Origin of the sequence: Cryobacterium sp. PH29-G1 (assembly GCF_030063365.1) — a bacterium.
GTDB lineage: Bacteria > Actinomycetota > Actinomycetes > Actinomycetales > Microbacteriaceae > Cryobacterium.
Genome location: NZ_JASISY010000002.1, coordinates 204028 through 219127, shown reverse-complemented (window position 1 = coordinate 219127; position 15100 = coordinate 204028). Strand labels below are relative to the sequence as shown.

At 64.1% G+C, this 15100-nt stretch carries 16 protein-coding genes and 2 pseudogenes; 14 read left to right on the top strand and 4 right to left on the bottom strand.

What is annotated here, in order from left to right; translation table 11 throughout:
- Positions 1–161: 161 nt before the first annotated feature.
- Positions 162–1349, top strand: a complete 1188-nt coding sequence (locus QMK22_RS03420; protein WP_283496229.1) for an RsbRD N-terminal domain-containing protein — start codon at positions 162–164, stop codon at positions 1347–1349.
- Here the strand turns inward: QMK22_RS03420 and QMK22_RS03415 are convergent.
- Complete coding sequence (locus QMK22_RS03415; RefSeq protein WP_283496228.1) at positions 1324–2427, bottom strand: glycerate kinase; 1104 nt, start codon at positions 2425–2427, stop codon at positions 1324–1326. The two genes, QMK22_RS03420 and QMK22_RS03415, sit on opposite strands and share 26 nt — an antisense overlap.
- Between QMK22_RS03415 and QMK22_RS03410 the strand changes: the two genes are divergently transcribed.
- From QMK22_RS03410 to QMK22_RS03375, 8 genes and pseudogenes are all read left to right on the top strand, one after another.
- Positions 2426–2779 carry a hypothetical protein gene (locus tag QMK22_RS03410; RefSeq protein WP_283496227.1) on the top strand — a complete coding sequence of 118 codons (354 nt, stop codon included), beginning with the start codon at positions 2426–2428 and terminating at the stop codon, positions 2777–2779. The two genes, QMK22_RS03415 and QMK22_RS03410, sit on opposite strands and share 2 nt — an antisense overlap.
- A gap of 338 nt (positions 2780–3117) precedes the next feature.
- Positions 3118–3774, top strand: coding sequence for an IclR family transcriptional regulator (locus tag QMK22_RS03405; protein ID WP_283496226.1), 657 nt, complete (start codon positions 3118–3120; stop codon positions 3772–3774).
- A gap of 59 nt (positions 3775–3833) precedes the next feature.
- A complete protein-coding gene (gene hutU / locus QMK22_RS03400; RefSeq protein WP_283496225.1) occupies positions 3834–5504 on the top strand; it encodes a urocanate hydratase in 1671 nt (556 codons plus the stop codon).
- Positions 5505–5506: 2 nt separating this feature from the next.
- Positions 5507–6880: a formimidoylglutamate deiminase gene (locus tag QMK22_RS03395; RefSeq protein ID WP_283496224.1), complete on the top strand. Its 1374-nt coding sequence runs from the start codon at positions 5507–5509 to the stop codon at positions 6878–6880.
- On the top strand, positions 6880–8070 hold the full coding sequence (gene hutI, locus QMK22_RS03390) for an imidazolonepropionase (RefSeq protein WP_283496223.1): 1191 nt from the start codon (positions 6880–6882) through the stop codon (positions 8068–8070). The genes QMK22_RS03395 and hutI overlap by 1 nt, the downstream gene beginning before the upstream one ends.
- Positions 8071–8179: 109 nt before the next feature.
- Entirely contained in the window at positions 8180–8581 is a 402-nt protein-coding gene (locus QMK22_RS03385; RefSeq protein ID WP_283496222.1) for a toxin-antitoxin system YwqK family antitoxin, read from the top strand.
- 84 nt (positions 8582–8665) lie between these two features.
- A pseudogene (locus QMK22_RS17480) lies at positions 8666–8872 on the top strand (hypothetical protein); the annotation flags it as partial.
- A gap of 119 nt (positions 8873–8991) precedes the next feature.
- Positions 8992–9228 (top strand): annotated as a pseudogene (locus tag QMK22_RS03375) (putative PEP-binding protein); the annotation flags it as partial.
- Between the two features lie 151 nt (positions 9229–9379).
- Here the strand turns inward: QMK22_RS03375 and QMK22_RS03370 are convergent.
- Genes QMK22_RS03370 through QMK22_RS03360 form a run of 3 tightly spaced genes read right to left on the bottom strand, consistent with a single transcriptional unit; the run spans position 9380 to position 11336 of the window.
- On the bottom strand, positions 9380–10369 hold the full coding sequence (locus QMK22_RS03370) for a M56 family metallopeptidase (RefSeq protein WP_283496221.1): 990 nt from the start codon (positions 10367–10369) through the stop codon (positions 9380–9382).
- On the bottom strand, positions 10369–10758 hold the full coding sequence (locus QMK22_RS03365; RefSeq protein WP_283496220.1) for a BlaI/MecI/CopY family transcriptional regulator: 390 nt from the start codon (positions 10756–10758) through the stop codon (positions 10369–10371). Before QMK22_RS03365 ends, QMK22_RS03370 begins: the two co-directional genes overlap by 1 nt.
- Positions 10755–11336 carry a hypothetical protein gene (locus QMK22_RS03360; protein WP_283496219.1) on the bottom strand — a complete coding sequence of 194 codons (582 nt, stop codon included), beginning with the start codon at positions 11334–11336 and terminating at the stop codon, positions 10755–10757. Before QMK22_RS03360 ends, QMK22_RS03365 begins: the two co-directional genes overlap by 4 nt.
- Before the next feature lie 225 nt (positions 11337–11561).
- Here QMK22_RS03360 and QMK22_RS03355 point away from each other — a divergent pair, with 225 nt between their 5' ends.
- The 5 genes from QMK22_RS03355 (at position 11562) to QMK22_RS03335 (ending at position 15028) form a co-directional block, all read left to right on the top strand.
- The gene (locus QMK22_RS03355; RefSeq protein ID WP_283496218.1) at positions 11562–12200 is read left to right on the top strand and encodes a DsbA family protein; all 639 of its coding nucleotides are present in this window, start codon (positions 11562–11564) and stop codon (positions 12198–12200) included.
- Positions 12201–12202: 2 nt separating this feature from the next.
- On the top strand, positions 12203–13033 hold the full coding sequence (locus QMK22_RS03350; protein WP_283496217.1) for a cytochrome c biogenesis CcdA family protein: 831 nt from the start codon (positions 12203–12205) through the stop codon (positions 13031–13033).
- A gap of 103 nt (positions 13034–13136) precedes the next feature.
- Positions 13137–13610 carry a MarR family winged helix-turn-helix transcriptional regulator gene (locus tag QMK22_RS03345; protein ID WP_283496216.1) on the top strand — a complete coding sequence of 158 codons (474 nt, stop codon included), beginning with the start codon at positions 13137–13139 and terminating at the stop codon, positions 13608–13610.
- Positions 13610–14032 carry an organic hydroperoxide resistance protein gene (locus QMK22_RS03340; protein WP_283496215.1) on the top strand — a complete coding sequence of 141 codons (423 nt, stop codon included), beginning with the start codon at positions 13610–13612 and terminating at the stop codon, positions 14030–14032. The genes QMK22_RS03345 and QMK22_RS03340 overlap by 1 nt, the downstream gene beginning before the upstream one ends.
- Before the next feature lie 18 nt (positions 14033–14050).
- Positions 14051–15028 carry a zinc-binding dehydrogenase gene (locus QMK22_RS03335; RefSeq protein WP_283496462.1) on the top strand — a complete coding sequence of 326 codons (978 nt, stop codon included), beginning with the start codon at positions 14051–14053 and terminating at the stop codon, positions 15026–15028.
- Positions 15029–15100 lie beyond the last annotated feature (72 nt).

Genomic DNA, 15100 nt, shown 5'->3' with positions numbered 1-15100 from the left:
CTCGTGTTTCGTTCGTGTTTCGGGAGGGTAAACATCTCGGCACTCGGGCGACCGGTAGATTGGACAGACGCCCAATCCGGGCAGACGCCGCCTTGGTCGGTGCAGCCATGCAGCGCCACCCATCCGCATTAATGAGCCGACACCACGTCAGGAGTCACAGCGTGACCACAGCACCGGAATCACCGCCCTCGGATGCCGCGGCATGGGCTCGATTGGTTGAACGCCTCGAATCACAACGCGACCTACTCGTGGATGATTTTCTCGAACGCGTCGCCCAGCTCGGGGCATACGGCGACCATATTGTTCCCTCCGATGACCTGCGTGCCACTGCGATCGAAACGCTGGACATGCTGATCCGAAAGATTGCCGGCGTGCCACTGACCGCGAAACAGATTGAGCTTCCCCGGCGATTGGGAGTGCGACGAGCGCGCCAAGGCATTGCCCGCGAAAGCCTGCTCGAAGCAGTGCGACTTGATTTTCGCGTTCTGTGGTCGGGTCTGGTGCGCGCCAACGACGGCAAGTCCGGCGAGCTCATCGTTCTGCACGCGGAAGAGCTGCTGACAATCGTCGAGCAGTACATTGGCGATGTTCAAGTCGCCTTCCTCGATGAGCAGGCCGCCCTGGCTCATGACTCTCAAATCGAAGTTTCGCGAGCCTTTGCACGGCTGCTCAACGCGCAGGGGGATGTCGAAGACATTGCCGTGTCCGTCGCGGGACGTCTCGGCGTTGCGGTGAACGCGGTGTTTGAGATTGCTGTGATTCCCGCTGCCCTCTTCGCCGGCGCGCGCGATGAGCTGGAACTTCGTGAGCGAGGTCGTCTCCTGCTGTCGTCGGAATTCGATGACGCTGTCGTCCTCGTGCGGGAACAGCGCCAGGACTCGTCCTGGTCGCAGTCTCTGCCCGCGATTCGGGGGGGTCTCGTGCGAGGTGTCGTCGGGCTCGGCAGCGTGCCCCACGGCGTGCGCGCCGCCCGATCCATTGCGCAGCACAGCACCGGGAGCCAGGACACTCTGCGCACCGAAGAGGACGTGTGGCCGGTCCTTGCCCACGACGCTGTCTCTGGCACCATGCCTGAGCTGGTGCGCATCGCCACCGCCCTTGATCATATTCTCGACGGCGAACGAGCCCGACTGCTGGAAACCTTCGCCGACTTCACCCGCACCGGCTCCTTGAAGCAGACGGCCCTCAACCTGTTTTGCCACCGCAACACCGTGGTGAACCGGCTCAACGCCTTCGAACGCGCAACCGGCCTTGACCCGACACGGCCCGCCGATGCCGCCAGAGGCCTCATCGCGTTCGGCCCAGAGGTTGCGCGGGCCTGGGCTAGGGGCAACCTATCCGGGCGGTGAGAAGCCGGGTGACCGTGGCCGCAGCCCTTTCCAGGTTAACGCTGCCGTCGCGTAGCGCGGACGGCAGGTCTGTAGCCTGGCGTAGGATCGGCACGACGGCGACGACGGCATCACCGATCAGCTCGTAGGCACCGTCGCTGATCCGTCCGCCGAAGAGGATGGCGGGAACGCCTTCCGCCTTGGCCGCCTGCGCCACGCCCCACGGTGTTTTTCCCGACGCCGTCTGCCGGTCGATACCCCCTTCCCCGGAGAAAACCCAGTCGGCTCCGGCGATCCGCTGCCGCAGCCCGACCGCGTCTCTGACCAGTTCGACGCCGCTTTCCAAGGAGGCGTGGGTGGCCGCGGCGAATGCGGCACCCAGTCCTCCCGCGCTGCCAGCGCCGGGAATGTCACGTACGTGCCGATCGAAGGCTGCTTCCGCGATATCCGCCCAGCGTTCCAGAGCGGCATCGAGCCCAGGAACATCCTGCGGGCTCGCACCCTTCTGCAGACCGTAAATTGCTGAGGCGCCCCGGTCGCCGAGCAAGGGATTCGTGACATCTGAGGCGAGGCGGAACTTCACCGTGCGCAACCGGTTGTCAAGGGAACCGAGGTCCGCTGAAACGAGCGAAGTCAGGCCACGGGCACCATCGGCGACGGCGATGCCATTGGCGTCGAGAAAATGGGCGCCCAGAGCCGTGAGCATACCGGCGCCCGCATCATTCGTCGCAGTTCCTCCCAAACCGATGATAAATTCGATCGCCCCATGATCCAGCGCTGACAGAATCAATTCACCGACGCCACGGGATGTGGCCACCCACGGGTCCCGATCACCGGGAGTGATCTGGGCGAGTCCGGCGGCTTCAGCCACCTCGATGACAGCCAAGCGGCTGACGGGCACGAATCCGTAACGGCCCGTGATCGGTCGATCGAGAGCATCGTGACAGTCGGCCTCAACCCACTCGCCCTGCAGCGCGGTCACGAGCGCCTCCGTGGTCCCCTCGCCGCCGTCGGCCATCGGTACCAGCTCGCACACAATGCTCGGGTCGACCCCCTTGATGCCCCTGGCCATCGCTTCCGCGGCCTCAACTGAGGTCATGGACTCCTTGAACGAGTCCGGGGCGCACACGATCCTCACGACGCGCCGTTCGACGACGCGGATGCGCCGGGTGCGGAAGCGGTCAGGTGTACGAACGGGGCGGCGGTGGGGGTCATGGCATCTCTTCTCGGTGCGGGACAGGCAATCCGAAAGCGGTCATCTCGGCCACGTCGGCGCCCTTGCCACCGCGGAGGTGCTGCTGGCGCATAGTGCCGCCGGCGAAGTCGAAGACGAAGGCATCTCCACCTTCATCATGCACCCAACATCACGTGCTGCACGAGAAAAATCTCGTTTTGTGTTTGGTACCGATACGAGCCCGGTGCCGACGGGAACGTTAGGCAGCGCCGCCTAGAGCAGGTGCCCCCCTTCGTGCCATTCGTACTTGCGGAAGGGGGATCGACTGGCGTTTGGGCGAAGAACTACGGCGGGCTCGACGGTGCCACCTTTGTGCGCGACACAATGGCGGTGTGCACGGAGCGCAACCCCTAAACGACACGTCGGTGCTCGATCACTGCGGGCATCTCCTGTCGGTGGTCACAGATTGAAAATACCTCCGAGCATGCAATGAGCCGTGCCTGACAGGGCTAACTCATTTTCTCAGGGCACGTTCACGTTCGGTGTTGCCATCTAATGAAAAGAGTGTTTTACTCATTGCAAGTGTGAACCTGACGAAAGCGCGAGGATCGTGGCATGAGTGCAGTACCCATCAAGCCCGATACGACTACTCGCACGGCCGAACGAGCCCTGGCCCTGCTCAGCATTGTCTGCGAGCAAGGCCCGGTCACCCTCGGTGACGCTGCCAAGGCTGTCGACCTCTCGGCCAGTACCGCCCTGCGTCTGCTGCGCACGCTGGAGGCCACAACCTTTATTCGCCGCGACGACGAGGGTAACTTTCACCCGGGTGCAGCCATTGTGCAGCTGGGTGTTCTCGCCCTGAGTCAAGAATCGCTCGTGGCCCTGTGCCGCGATCCGATGACACGCATCGTGGAGCAAACCGGTGAGTCCGCCTACCTGAGCATTCCCGCACCAGGCCGGCAGGGACTGTATGTGGCCATCGTAGAAGGAACGCACTCTGTTCGGCACGCGAATTGGGTCGGCCGCAAATTTCCCCTTGACTCAAGCGCCGCGGGCACAGCGTTGCAGGGCCGCACCGGTGATATCGGCTATTGCGTGGTCAGTGACGGCGTGGAGCGCGACGTCACGGCTGTGGCGGTACCGATATATGTCAGCGACCGCGTCGTAGGCGCTCTCAGTGTTGTCGTTCCGAGCTACCGCATTACTTCCTCGAGTATCGAGCGCATCGGCCAGGCTCTGCTCGGTGAATCTCGCCAGCTGTACGCCACATGATGGATCTGCAGCATTCCCGACAAATCCTCTGCCCAAACCAAGGTTAGGAAAACCCGACTGTGACTTCAGACACCACGCATACGGCACGCCCGGTTCGCGCCGCCCGCGGCACCGAGCTGACCGCGAAGAGTTGGCAGACCGAGGGGCCGCTGCGGATGCTCATGAATAATCTCGACCCCGAGGTTGCCGAGCGCCCCGACGACCTCGTCGTGTATGGCGGTACGGGCAAGGCCGCCCGCAATTGGGAGTGCTACGACGCGATCGTGCGGACCCTGGAAACGCTGGAAAAAGATGAAACCCTGCTGGTGCAGTCGGGCAAGCCGGTCGGCGTCTTTCGCACGAATGAGTGGGCACCCCGCGTGCTCATTGCCAACTCCAACCTCGTGGGGGACTGGGCCACGTGGCCCGAGTTTCGCCGGCTCGAGCACCTCGGACTCACCATGTATGGGCAGATGACCGCCGGATCCTGGATCTACATCGGCACGCAGGGCATTTTGCAGGGCACGTACGAAACCTTCGGCGCTGTGGCCGCAAAGAGGTTCAACGGAACCCTGGCCGGCACCCTCACGTTGACCGGTGGGGCTGGTGGCATGGGCGGCGCGCAGCCGCTCGCCGTCACCATGAACGACGGTGTCGTACTCATCGTTGACGTCGACCCGGCTCGATTGCAACGCCGCGTTGATCACGGCTACCTCGATGAGATGACCGACGATATCGACGATGCAATCGCCCGCGTGCTCGCGGCTAAAACTGAACGCCGGGCTCTGTCGGTGGGTCTGGTCGGCAATGCCGCAACGGTGTTTGCGGAGCTGCTGGACCGGAAGGTGCCGATCGATATTGTCACCGATCAGACCAGTGCCCACGACCCGCTTTCCTATCTGCCTGAGGGGGTCACCGTCGAAGAATGGCACCACTACGCCGCTGCGAGCCCGGAGGAGTTCACCGCTCGTGCCCGTGCCGCGATGGCCAAGCAGGTACACGCCATGGTCGAGTTTCAGGATGCCGGCGCTGAGGTCTTCGATTACGGCAACTCCATTCGCGCCGAAGCCGAACTCGGCGGCTACGAGCGAGCCTTCGAATTCCCTGGCTTTGTACCGGCCTATATCCGCCCGCTCTTCGCCGAGGGGAAGGGCCCATTCCGCTGGGTGGCACTCTCCGGTGACCCGGCCGACATCCTGGCCACCGACAAGGCTATCCTGGATCTGTTTCCGAACGACATGCAGCTGCACCGCTGGATCACCCAGGCCGAAGAAAAGGTGCAGTTTGAAGGGCTGCCGGCTCGAATCTGCTGGCTCGGTTACCAGGAACGCCACCGGGCCGGGCTCAAGTTCAATGAGATGGTTGCCTCCGGCGAACTGGCAGCACCGATCGTGATTGGCCGCGATCACCTCGACTCCGGTTCGGTCGCCTCGCCCTACCGCGAGACCGAAGATATGAAGGATGGTTCCGATGCGATCGCCGACTGGCCGCTCCTGAACGCCCTGCTCAACACCGCCTCCGGCGCGACTTGGGTATCGATCCACCACGGTGGCGGCGTGGGAATCGGCCGCAGCATCCACGCCGGGCAGGTTATCGTCGCCGACGGCACCGCGCTGGCCGCCGAGAAGATTGAGCGGGTGCTCACCAACGACCCCGGTACCGGCGTCATGCGGCACGTCGACGCCGGCTACGAGCGGGCCGAAGAAGTCGCGCGCGAGCGCGGCCTGCGCGTGCCCATGTGGGAAAGCTAGCCTTGCCCGGACAGCTCGGCGGCCTGGCCGAGATTGCTACAGCTACCAGCTTCTGGTGCGAATCCTTGCTCGTCGAGGGGATCGCCGTCGCCAGTGTACGGCTCGAAGTGGATGCGGGCGGGCGCATCTCGCGCGTGCAGCCCGGAGTGGCTCCCGAGACAACGGACACCCGCCTCGGCACCGTACTGCCAGGGTTCGGCAACGCGCATTCGCACGCGTTCCATCGGGCGCTGCGTGGCCGGACCCACGGCGAGGGTGGCGACTTTTGGCTCTGGCGCGAGAGCATGTACCGCATTGCCGCTCAGCTCGATCCCGAAAGTTACCAGGCGCTGGCCACCGCCGTTTTCGCCGAAATGCTGGCCAGCGGCTATACCGCGGTCGGCGAGTTTCATTACCTGCACCACCACCGGGATGGCGAGCCGTATGTACCGGCGCACGCCATGGAGCTCGCGCTGGCCTCGGCGGCGCGAGCGGTCGGCATCCGTTTGGTCTTGCTCGACACGGTTTATCTCCAGGGCGCGATCGGGCGGGAGCTCGCGCCGAACCAGCGTGCGTTCGGCGACGAAGGCGTGGCCGGCTGGCTGGCGCGCTGGAAGTCGCTGCGTTCCCGGCTCGCGGACAACGATCTGGTCACCCTCGGGGCCGCCGTGCACTCGGTTCGCGCGGTCACACCCGATGCGATGCGGAACGTATTCGCCGGTCTGCCTCCGGAAATCCCCGTGCACATCCATCTGTCGGAGCAGCCGCAAGAAAATGCAGACTGCGAAATCGAATACGGCCTCACTCCGGCCGGTTTGCTCGATTCGATCGATGCGCTCACGCCGCGACTCAGCGTCGTACACGCGACGCACCTGAGCGACGATGATCGGGCACTGCTGGGTTTTGCGCGCGTGACCGTGGTGATGTGTCCGACGACCGAGGCCGACCTCGGCGACGGTATCGGACCGGCCCTCGCGCTCGCGCATTCTGGCTCGCCCATTGCGTTGGGTTCCGATCAGAACGCTGTGATCGACCCGTTTCTGGAAATGCGCGGCCTGGAGATGGGGGAGCGACTCGCCTCGCAGAAGCGCGGTCGTTTCGCCCCCGCCGAGTTGCTGACCGCGGCGTCCACCGCCGGATATTCCGCGCTGGGACTCGGCCGCCACCGGCTGCAGCCCGGTGACCCCTGCGACCTCGTCGAGATCAGCACGACAAGCGTGCGTACCTCGGGGTCGCTGCCTGAACAGCTGGCGTTGACGGCGTCAGCCTCCGATGTCATGCGCGTCTTCGTGGGCGGACGCCTCGTGGCCGACAGTGGCCAGCTCATCGGTGGGATCCGGCCGGCAGCGCTCATGACGGATGCACTACAGCGACTCGCGCTCAGACAGGCCGACTAATGACCGCGACCGAGCTCATTACCGGCATTCGCGAACTCACCACGAACGCCGAGCCGAGCGCTCCCGACGCGCGCCACCACGATGCTGCGCTCGTGATCGGTGGCGGCCGAATACTCTGGATCGGCCCGGCCGATCAGGCTCCCGCGGCCGATCAGCGAACGGATGTTGGTGGTCGGGCCGTTCTGCCCGGCTGGGTCGATTCGCACACGCACCTGGTCTTCGGCGGTGACCGTTCGGCGGAATTCGAGGCCCGTATGGCCGGGCAGGCCTATGCGGCCGGTGGCATCAACACGACCGTGGCGGCGACCCGCACCGCCACGGAGGAGCAGTTGGTGGCCACGGCCAGAGCACTGCGTTACGAGGCGGCATTGCAGGGCACCACGTTTCTCGAAACCAAGACCGGGTACGGACTCGATATCGCGAGCGAGGGGCGCTCGGCCCGCGTCGCCGCTCAGGTGGCCGATGTTGTGTCTTATCTCGGCGCCCATGTGGTGCCCACTGGGGTGGACCGGCGTGACTACCTCGACTTGGTGACCGGCCCCATGCTCGCGGCGGTGCGACCGTACGTGCAGTTCATCGACGCCTTTTGCGAGCAGGGAGCGTTCGATGTTGAGGAGACTCGAGAAGTTCTTTTGGCTGGCCGAGCGGCCGGGCTTGGATTGCGCGTACACGGCAATCAGCTCGGATTCAGCGGCGGCGTGCGACTCGCCGCTGAACTGGGCGCCTCCAGCGTCGACCACTGCAACTTCCTGGAAGCGACCGATATCGACGCCCTGGCTGCGGGCAGCACGGTGGCCACCCTGCTGCCCGCGTGTGACCTATCCACCCGACAGCCTTTTCCGCCGGCACGGCGGTTGTTGAACTCCGGTGTCACGATCGCCCTGGCGACAAACTGTAATCCCGGTACCTCGTACACCACCTCGATGCCGTTTTGCGTGGCGACGGCGGTGCTGCAGATGGGCCTCACCGTCACCGAGGCGGTTTGGGCCGCAACTCGGGGCGCGGCGCAGTCGCTCGGCCGCGATCAGGGCACGGATGCCGTCGGTTCGATCGTCGTCGGCGGTCGAGCCGACCTGCAGGTTTTGAACGCGCCCTCGATCTCGCACCTCGCTTATCGCCCCGGAGTGCCGCTGCGCGCAGCGGTCTGGCGCGAGGGTTTGCGGGTCCGCGAATCTGCAGGCCAGATGTGAATTCGTTCTCCGTGTAGTTGCGCAGTGGCGCGCGATGGAGCTTAAATATATGGGTGACGTATACGGGTGACGACATCTGCGGCATCCACATTCTCAACGAGAGCCTCAAATGAATCTTCTTGACGAACAGGGCCTAAAGACGGGCCAGTGGGAGGAACCCGACCCGCACGGCGGCGTCGTTACTGGAAGCTACGTCGCCGGCGAACGGCATGGTCCGTGGCTGCACCACGTTGCCGACGGGCGACTGCGTGCCGAGTTCAACTACGACTCTGGCACGCTCACCGGACCGTCCACCTGGTACCGCGCAACCGGCGGCCTCCTGCAGAAAGGTGCCTTTATCGACGAAAAGAAGCATGGGCTGTGGCAGCGGTGGACCGCCGCAGGCGACCTCCTCGACGAGGGGAAATATAACCGTGGTACCAAGGTCGGGGAGTGGATCGTGTACAACCCGGACGGAAGCGTGAAAAAGCGCACCACCTACCGCACTTCGGTTCCAGCACCCGCAGAGTGATCCACTGCACCATTCGCTCCGGTGAAGTGGCCGAGGCACTGGTCTGGACATCGAGCAGGGTTAGCGCAGCGTCCGGGGCGATCAATGGCCGAATTGATTGAGCGAACCTCGCGTTTAAAGCCAGCGTGGGGCCGAAGATCCCCTCCTGGTCTCGGTTCGGTCGGGCGCGAAGTTTTCCTTGCCAGGAATGATGGAAACGGTGTTCATCGTCGGTCTCAACGACCTATGCGCACCCTCGAAGACCACTGTCACGACATGTGTGACATCGAGTTCACCATCGAGCGTGGCAAACTCTGGATGCTGCAGACCCGAGTTGGAAAGCGCACCCCTGAGGCCGCGTTCCGCATTGCGGTGCACATGGCTGACGAGGGCCTGATCGACCTCGACGATCTCACCAGTCGGGGCGGTAAGTGTCCCCATTCGAGTCCCTCGACACCGAGGGTGTCGGTGAGTTGGTGCGCACGGCGGTCGAACGAGGCCGAAGCAGCCGTCCCGACCTGCACCTCGGCGTCTGTGGCGAGCACGGTGGCGATCCCGCCTCGATCCACTTCTTTGACGATGTCGGACTCGACTACGTCTCGTGCTCACCGTTCCGAGTGCCGGTGGCCCGGTTGGAAGCCGGAAGGTCGGCCCTCGGCGCCGCCTGACGCGGCCTGACCTAGGTGGATGGCGTGCCGGTAAGGCAGCAACCACTCTCTGGGAACGAGGTGGAGAACCCGAATGCGGATGCACCGTGCTTGGCCGCGACCGTGGCTCCGGACGGGACCGACAGCAGAGCCAATGTTTGCGCCCGCTCGGCTACGTGCATCCGTTAACTGCAGCGGTGACATACGGGAGCACGACCCCACCGCTGATCGAAGCCAGGACGGCCAGCTGCACAACCGTAGCGATTGCCGGACCTGCGCCGCCGCGCGCGGAAACAGGTGCGACGAGGTGACGAATTCGCTGGGGACCGGCTGCGTGCAGCAGGAATCCCGCATTGGATGGCAGGTTCTTCTGTGCGTCTGACGTGAGCGGATCGCCGAGTTTGAGCAGGGCACCGGCCACCGCGGTCGTTCCGGTACGACGGCGGGCAGCATCATCCGCGGCTATCTCGAGATAGTGGGGCAGCGCATCGGCGGCGGCCGCGACGAGGGGCACCCACCGCAGGGAGTGCGCGAGGGATTCAATGCACCCGATGATCCCGTGATGGTGCTGGCGCAGGTGTGCGCGTTCGTGGGCCAGCACCGCAACTCGTTTTTCGGGTGTGAGCAACGCGAGCGCCCCGGTCGAGATCACGATGCCGCCCCATTTTCGGGGGAGAGCGAACGCTGTCGGCTCCAGACCATTCGTCAGGAGCACGGGATAGCCAGCCATCGTGCCACGCGTACTTATCGCGCTGATCTCGTTAAACAGACCTCGTAAAATGCGTCGCCGGCGCCGTAAATGCTGCATAGCGCGGGCGACCACGGTTAGCGCCGCGAGAGCGGGCAGCGCGAGAAGCAGCACGGCTGGTACGCCCGTTTGAACGAATGTCCCTCCAAGCGGGTTGGCCGAAACGAGGCAGCGCTGGCAGATCTCAGCGGCTTGACCGGGAAGAACGGCGGGTCCCGAGATGATCCAGGCCGTCATCGGGCCCAGGGCCAGAACGGCCAGCAGCCAGAGGACGACGCTCGTGGTCAGAATGAGAGCGGCCAGCCGGGGAATGTGCACGAGCGCGGGTGCGGAGTGTCGAAGTAGCCACGGGCCCGCAACGGCAGAGGTCAGGATGCCGATCGTAACGAGCAGGGCCAGGACGACGGCATTCACTACGCGTGCCGAGCGTTTCGGTCGCCAAGATAGGTGCGCAGCAATTCGATATCGCTGGGTGAGATGGCGTCGATGAAGTGCAGCATGGATGCGGCGTGGTCACTACTGCCGGCCAGCGCGTGCGTCATGAGTAGAGCCGCGTGTTCTTCGCGCGTGTGCCGGGAGGCGTAGCGCACGGATCGTTGATCCCGTTTGGGTGTCACGAGTTCTTTGCGTTCCAGATTGCCCAGCACGGTCGCAATGGTGGTGTAGGCCGGGTCACTGGGCAAATTCTCGATGATGGAACGAATGGTTGATGGGCCCTGATCCCACAGTACGTCCATGACCTGTTTTTCGAGCGCCCCCAGACGCAGCGGCTCGAACGCCTTCGGTATTCCAGATGCACTCATACGTGAACCGCTTCGCGTGGTTTCGTGGCGGGGCAGGCGACTTGTCCGCGCAGACGCCAGAGCAAAGCAAGCCCGGACAGAATGATCGCCAGGAGAGCCAGATAGGGCTGAATCGGGGCGAACCACGTGATGGCGCCCGTATATCCGAGCGCGAGCAAGGCCAGCTTGTTGCAGACCGGGCAGCCCACCGCGAACCAGGCCAAAAACCCCCCGGCAATTCCCATTCGGCTGCTCCGCCGCTCCTCGGCTTCGAGGGGCTCCGGCAGGAGAATTTCGTCCGTTTGGGGTGCTGCGTCGTCACCGGATGCCGGAGGGTTCGGGCGCACGTACGTGGCGAAGAGCAGCCCTGTCAAAACGGAGGCCAGGATCCAAGCCGGGTAATTCCACGGCACGGGCGGAATCTCACGCGCGAAGACCGGGTTCGGGATCAGGACCGTGGCGAAGCCCATGAGCAGGCCGACCACAATGGTGGCGGCAATCGCCGTCAATATCTGCCGGGCACGCCAGGCCCGAAGCGCTTGACCAGCGAGCACTACGCTCTGCCGCAGGGACACCATCGAGCGAGTCAGAATCGTCATGGTTCAACTATGCCTGATTATTACTATGCAACATAGTCGACTATGTTGCATAGTAGATGGTCTGCCCTAGCTCGGAGCATCGACTGAGGAGAAATGAGAGAGTTGATGCCCGGAACCGAACGCACTCGACCAACGATTGGTCGTGCACGGTCGCGACGGTTGATCTGGGGCATAGCCGGAGTCGCAATAGTCATTCTGCTACTCGTCGTCGCTCTGTGGGACACGATGACCGACGCCGATACGACGTCGACGCCCGGCTCAACCGATTCCTCCACGGCGGAGGAATCGGCACCATCCGTAGATGATCTTGGCCTCGCGCGTCGCCTCGAGGGCGACGTGACCGCGATTGGCGCTGTGGACGCTCCTGTGGTGATGATCGAATACGCGGACTATCGTTGCCCCTTTTGCGGTATTTTCGCCCGGGACACGATGCCCGACCTGATGACGGAGTACGTCGACTCCGGCCTGCTGCGCTACGAGTGGCGCGATCTGCCGGTGTTCGGTGACGAGTCCGTGCAAGCCGCAGTTGCCGCCCGGGCGGCCGGCGCACAGGGGCGCTTCTGGCAATACCATTCCGCGGTGTTCGCCGCCGCACCCGAGCGCGGACACCTCGCCATCGATCGCGCGACGCTGATGGAATTTGCTGAGCAAGCCAAGGTTCCCGATCTGGCGGCCTTCGAACGCGATCTGGATGATCCGGTGCATCGTGCAGCCGTGCAGGTGGATGCCAGCCAGGCACAACAGATCGGCGCCACATCTACGCCGATCTTCATGATCGGTACCACTCCGGTGCTCGGCGCGCAGCCGCTCGAGGCGTTCCGCCAGGTTATCGACGACGAGATCGCCCTGGCCGCGGGGCACTGATCGTGGATCTCGGTTTCACCGGCGCGCTGCTCGGCGGCGTCATTTCCCTACTGAGCCCGTGCTCGGTAATGCTCCTGCCGGCCTTTTTCTCGTATGCATTCGGTTCTCCCGCAAAGCTCATCGGCCGCACCGGAATCTTCTACCTGGGCTTGATCACCGCCCTGGTACCACTCGGGGTGTTCTCCGGAGCGCTCGGATCACTGGTCAGTGAGCATCGCGGTGTACTGGTCACCACTGCAGCTCTCGTGGTGATCCTCGCCGGCCTTGTTCAGCTGCTCGGCGTGCCTATTCCCGGCCTGTCACGCACCGAGAGCGCCGCCGACCGAACCTCGGCCGTGTCGGTCTTCGTGCTGGGGACCGTGTACGCGGTAGCCGGAGTTTGCGCCGGACCGGTTCTCGGGTCGGTTTTGATGGTGGCAGCCCTTGGCGGTAGTCCCGTCTACGGCGGAATCATGCTCGCGCTGTACGGCGTGGGAATGGTTATTCCACTCTTCGTACTGGCCGCACTTTGGCAGCGAACGGGCGGTCGTTGGCGCGCGTTGGCACGTCCACGTGCAGTGCAGATCGGTCGCTACCGGAACACGTGGGTGATGATCGTCTCGGGCCTGTTGTCCGTCGGCGTGGGCATTTTATTGCTGGCCAGTGACGGTACGGCGTCCCTGGGCGGTTTCTTCACGATCGGCGCGCAGTATCGCGCCGAATCGTGGGTGACCACTCAGACGTCCGCGATCAGCGATCTCTGGTTCGTTCTCGCCGCAGCGCTTGCCCTGGCGCTGCTGTTCGGCCTTCATTCTCTGCGAAACCGCAAGCGCGTCGCGGCCAGTGCGCGGTAGCTCCTCGGCGTCGTCACGCGGAATGCGGTCGTCCACCGCAAAAGAGCGCCGGTTTCAACGGCACTAGGTTGCGCACAACTAAATTGCGTGCAATCATTCTCTTATGTCCGTAACCGATGAAATGGTTTGTTTCTCCCTGTACGCCGCTGCTCGCGCCACGACACAGGCGTACCGTTCCCTGCTCGAACCATGGAAGCTGACGTATCCGCAATACCTCGTGCTGGTGACGCTGTGGATCGAGGGAGACCAGACGGTTTCCTCGCTGGGCGAGCATCTGCAACTGGATTCTGGCACTCTCTCACCGTTGCTTCGCCGGATGGAGCATGCGGGCTTGGTCCGTCGCGAACGCCGTCACACCGACGAGCGCGTCGTAACCGTGACAATCGATGATCGCGGTCGTGAGCTCCGCACCGAACTGGCCCACATCCCGTCCACGATCGCCGCCGGCACGGGGCTGCCCGACAGCCAAGCCGCCGCCGCGCTCATCAAAACACTCCAGCACCTCACCGAAACGATGCATGCCGTGAGCACACAGCACACGGTCCACGACACCGAAACGAAAGCAGAAACACACTGATGACAGCTCTCTACACCGCAGAAGCACTCTCAACGGGCGCTGGCCGGGATGGGCGGGTCGCCACCAGTGACGACTCGTTCGCTCTCGACCTGGCCGTCCCAAAAGAGATGGGAGGCTCAGGCATCGGCACGAATCCTGAACAGCTCTTCGCTGCCGGGTACGCCGCGTGCTTCCACTCGGCTCTGCAATCCGTTGCCCGCAGCCAGAAAGTGAAGCTCTCAGACTCCTCGGTCGGCAGCCAGGTGCAGATCAGTTCGAACGGCGAGGGCGGCTATCAGCTCTCCGTACTGCTGGAAGTCGTATTGCCCGGGATCGAGCCAGACCAGGCGCAGTCGCTCGCGGATGCGGCCCACCAAGTGTGCCCGTACTCCAACGCGACTCGCGGCAACATCGATGTCATCATCACGGTTTCGGGGGATTAGGCAATGACGAACGATACGATGCGTGCCCTCGTCCATCATGAATTCGGCGACCCTCGAGTCGTTCTCAGGGTCGAGGAACGTCCCCTCCCGCAGCCCGGCCCCGGCCAGGTTCGCGTGCGCATGCTCCTCTCCGCCATTCACAACCATGATCTGTGGACTATTCGTGGCACCTACGGTTTCAAACCCGACCTGCCGGCCTTGGCCGGAACCGAGGCCGTCGGTATCGTCGATGCGCTCGGCAACGGCGTCGATCAGCTCAAGGTCGGCCAACGGGTCGCCACGGGCGGAACGTTCGGTGTTTGGGCCGAGTACTTTGTGGCCGACGCGGCGGGCCTGATCCCGGTGCCGGATGCGCTGACCGACGAATCAGCCGCGCAGCTGGTGTCCATGCCGTTCAGCGCCATCAGCCTCCTGCACTCACTCAACCTCCACGAGGGTGACTGGCTAATCCAGAACGCGGCCAACGGCGCTGTAGGCCGGATGGTCGCCCAGCTGGGCGCGGCACGTGGCATCAATGTCGTCGGGCTGGTCCGTCGAACGGCGGGTGTCGAAGAACTCCGCGCTCAGGGCGTTGAACGCGTCGTCGCCACCGATACCGACGACTGGCGCGGCAAGGTCGCCGAGATCACCGGCGGCGCGCCCATCCACGTGGGCATCGATTCCGTCGGCGGAACCTCAGCGGGTGACGTGCTAGCCACTCTGGCGACAAACGGCACCCTCGTAGTCTTCGGTGCGATGGCATCACCCACTCTCCAGCTCGCCTCCGGCGACGTCATTTTCAAGCAGGCCACGGTCAGGGGCTTCTGGGGCAGCGTCGTCAGCCGCGAGATGCCCGCAAATCTCAAGGGGCAGCTTTTCCAGGAGCTGATGGGCCGCGTTCTTGATGGAACGCTGACCTTGCCGGTCGCGGCAACTCTCAACCTTGATGACATCAGCACAGCGGTTACGGCCAGCGATACGGCCGGGCGGGTGGGCAAGGTCCTGCTCCGGGCCTGAATCTTCGGCAGAATACGCTGGCGCCTGTTCGATTGTTTTTTTGCAATCGGCAGGCGCCCGCTGGCCGTGTCA

Coding starts and splice junctions, on each gene's coding strand:
- QMK22_RS03410 (WP_283496227.1), top strand. CDS start 2,426: ATGGACTCCTTGAACGAGTCCGGGGCGCACACGATCCTCACGACGCGC.
- QMK22_RS03415 (WP_283496228.1), bottom strand. CDS start 2,427: ATGACCTCAGTTGAGGCCGCGGAAGCGATGGCCAGGGGCATCAAGGGG.
- QMK22_RS03405 (WP_283496226.1), top strand. CDS start 3,118: ATGAGTGCAGTACCCATCAAGCCCGATACGACTACTCGCACGGCCGAA.
- hutI (WP_283496223.1), top strand. CDS start 6,880: ATGACCGCGACCGAGCTCATTACCGGCATTCGCGAACTCACCACGAAC.
- QMK22_RS03385 (WP_283496222.1), top strand. CDS start 8,180: ATGAATCTTCTTGACGAACAGGGCCTAAAGACGGGCCAGTGGGAGGAA.
- QMK22_RS03365 (WP_283496220.1), bottom strand. CDS start 10,758: ATGAGTGCATCTGGAATACCGAAGGCGTTCGAGCCGCTGCGTCTGGGG.
- QMK22_RS03360 (WP_283496219.1), bottom strand. CDS start 11,336: ATGACGATTCTGACTCGCTCGATGGTGTCCCTGCGGCAGAGCGTAGTG.
- QMK22_RS03355 (WP_283496218.1), top strand. CDS start 11,562: ATGACCGACGCCGATACGACGTCGACGCCCGGCTCAACCGATTCCTCC.
- QMK22_RS03345 (WP_283496216.1), top strand. CDS start 13,137: ATGTCCGTAACCGATGAAATGGTTTGTTTCTCCCTGTACGCCGCTGCT.
- QMK22_RS03340 (WP_283496215.1), top strand. CDS start 13,610: ATGACAGCTCTCTACACCGCAGAAGCACTCTCAACGGGCGCTGGCCGG.
- QMK22_RS03335 (WP_283496462.1), top strand. CDS start 14,051: ATGCGTGCCCTCGTCCATCATGAATTCGGCGACCCTCGAGTCGTTCTC.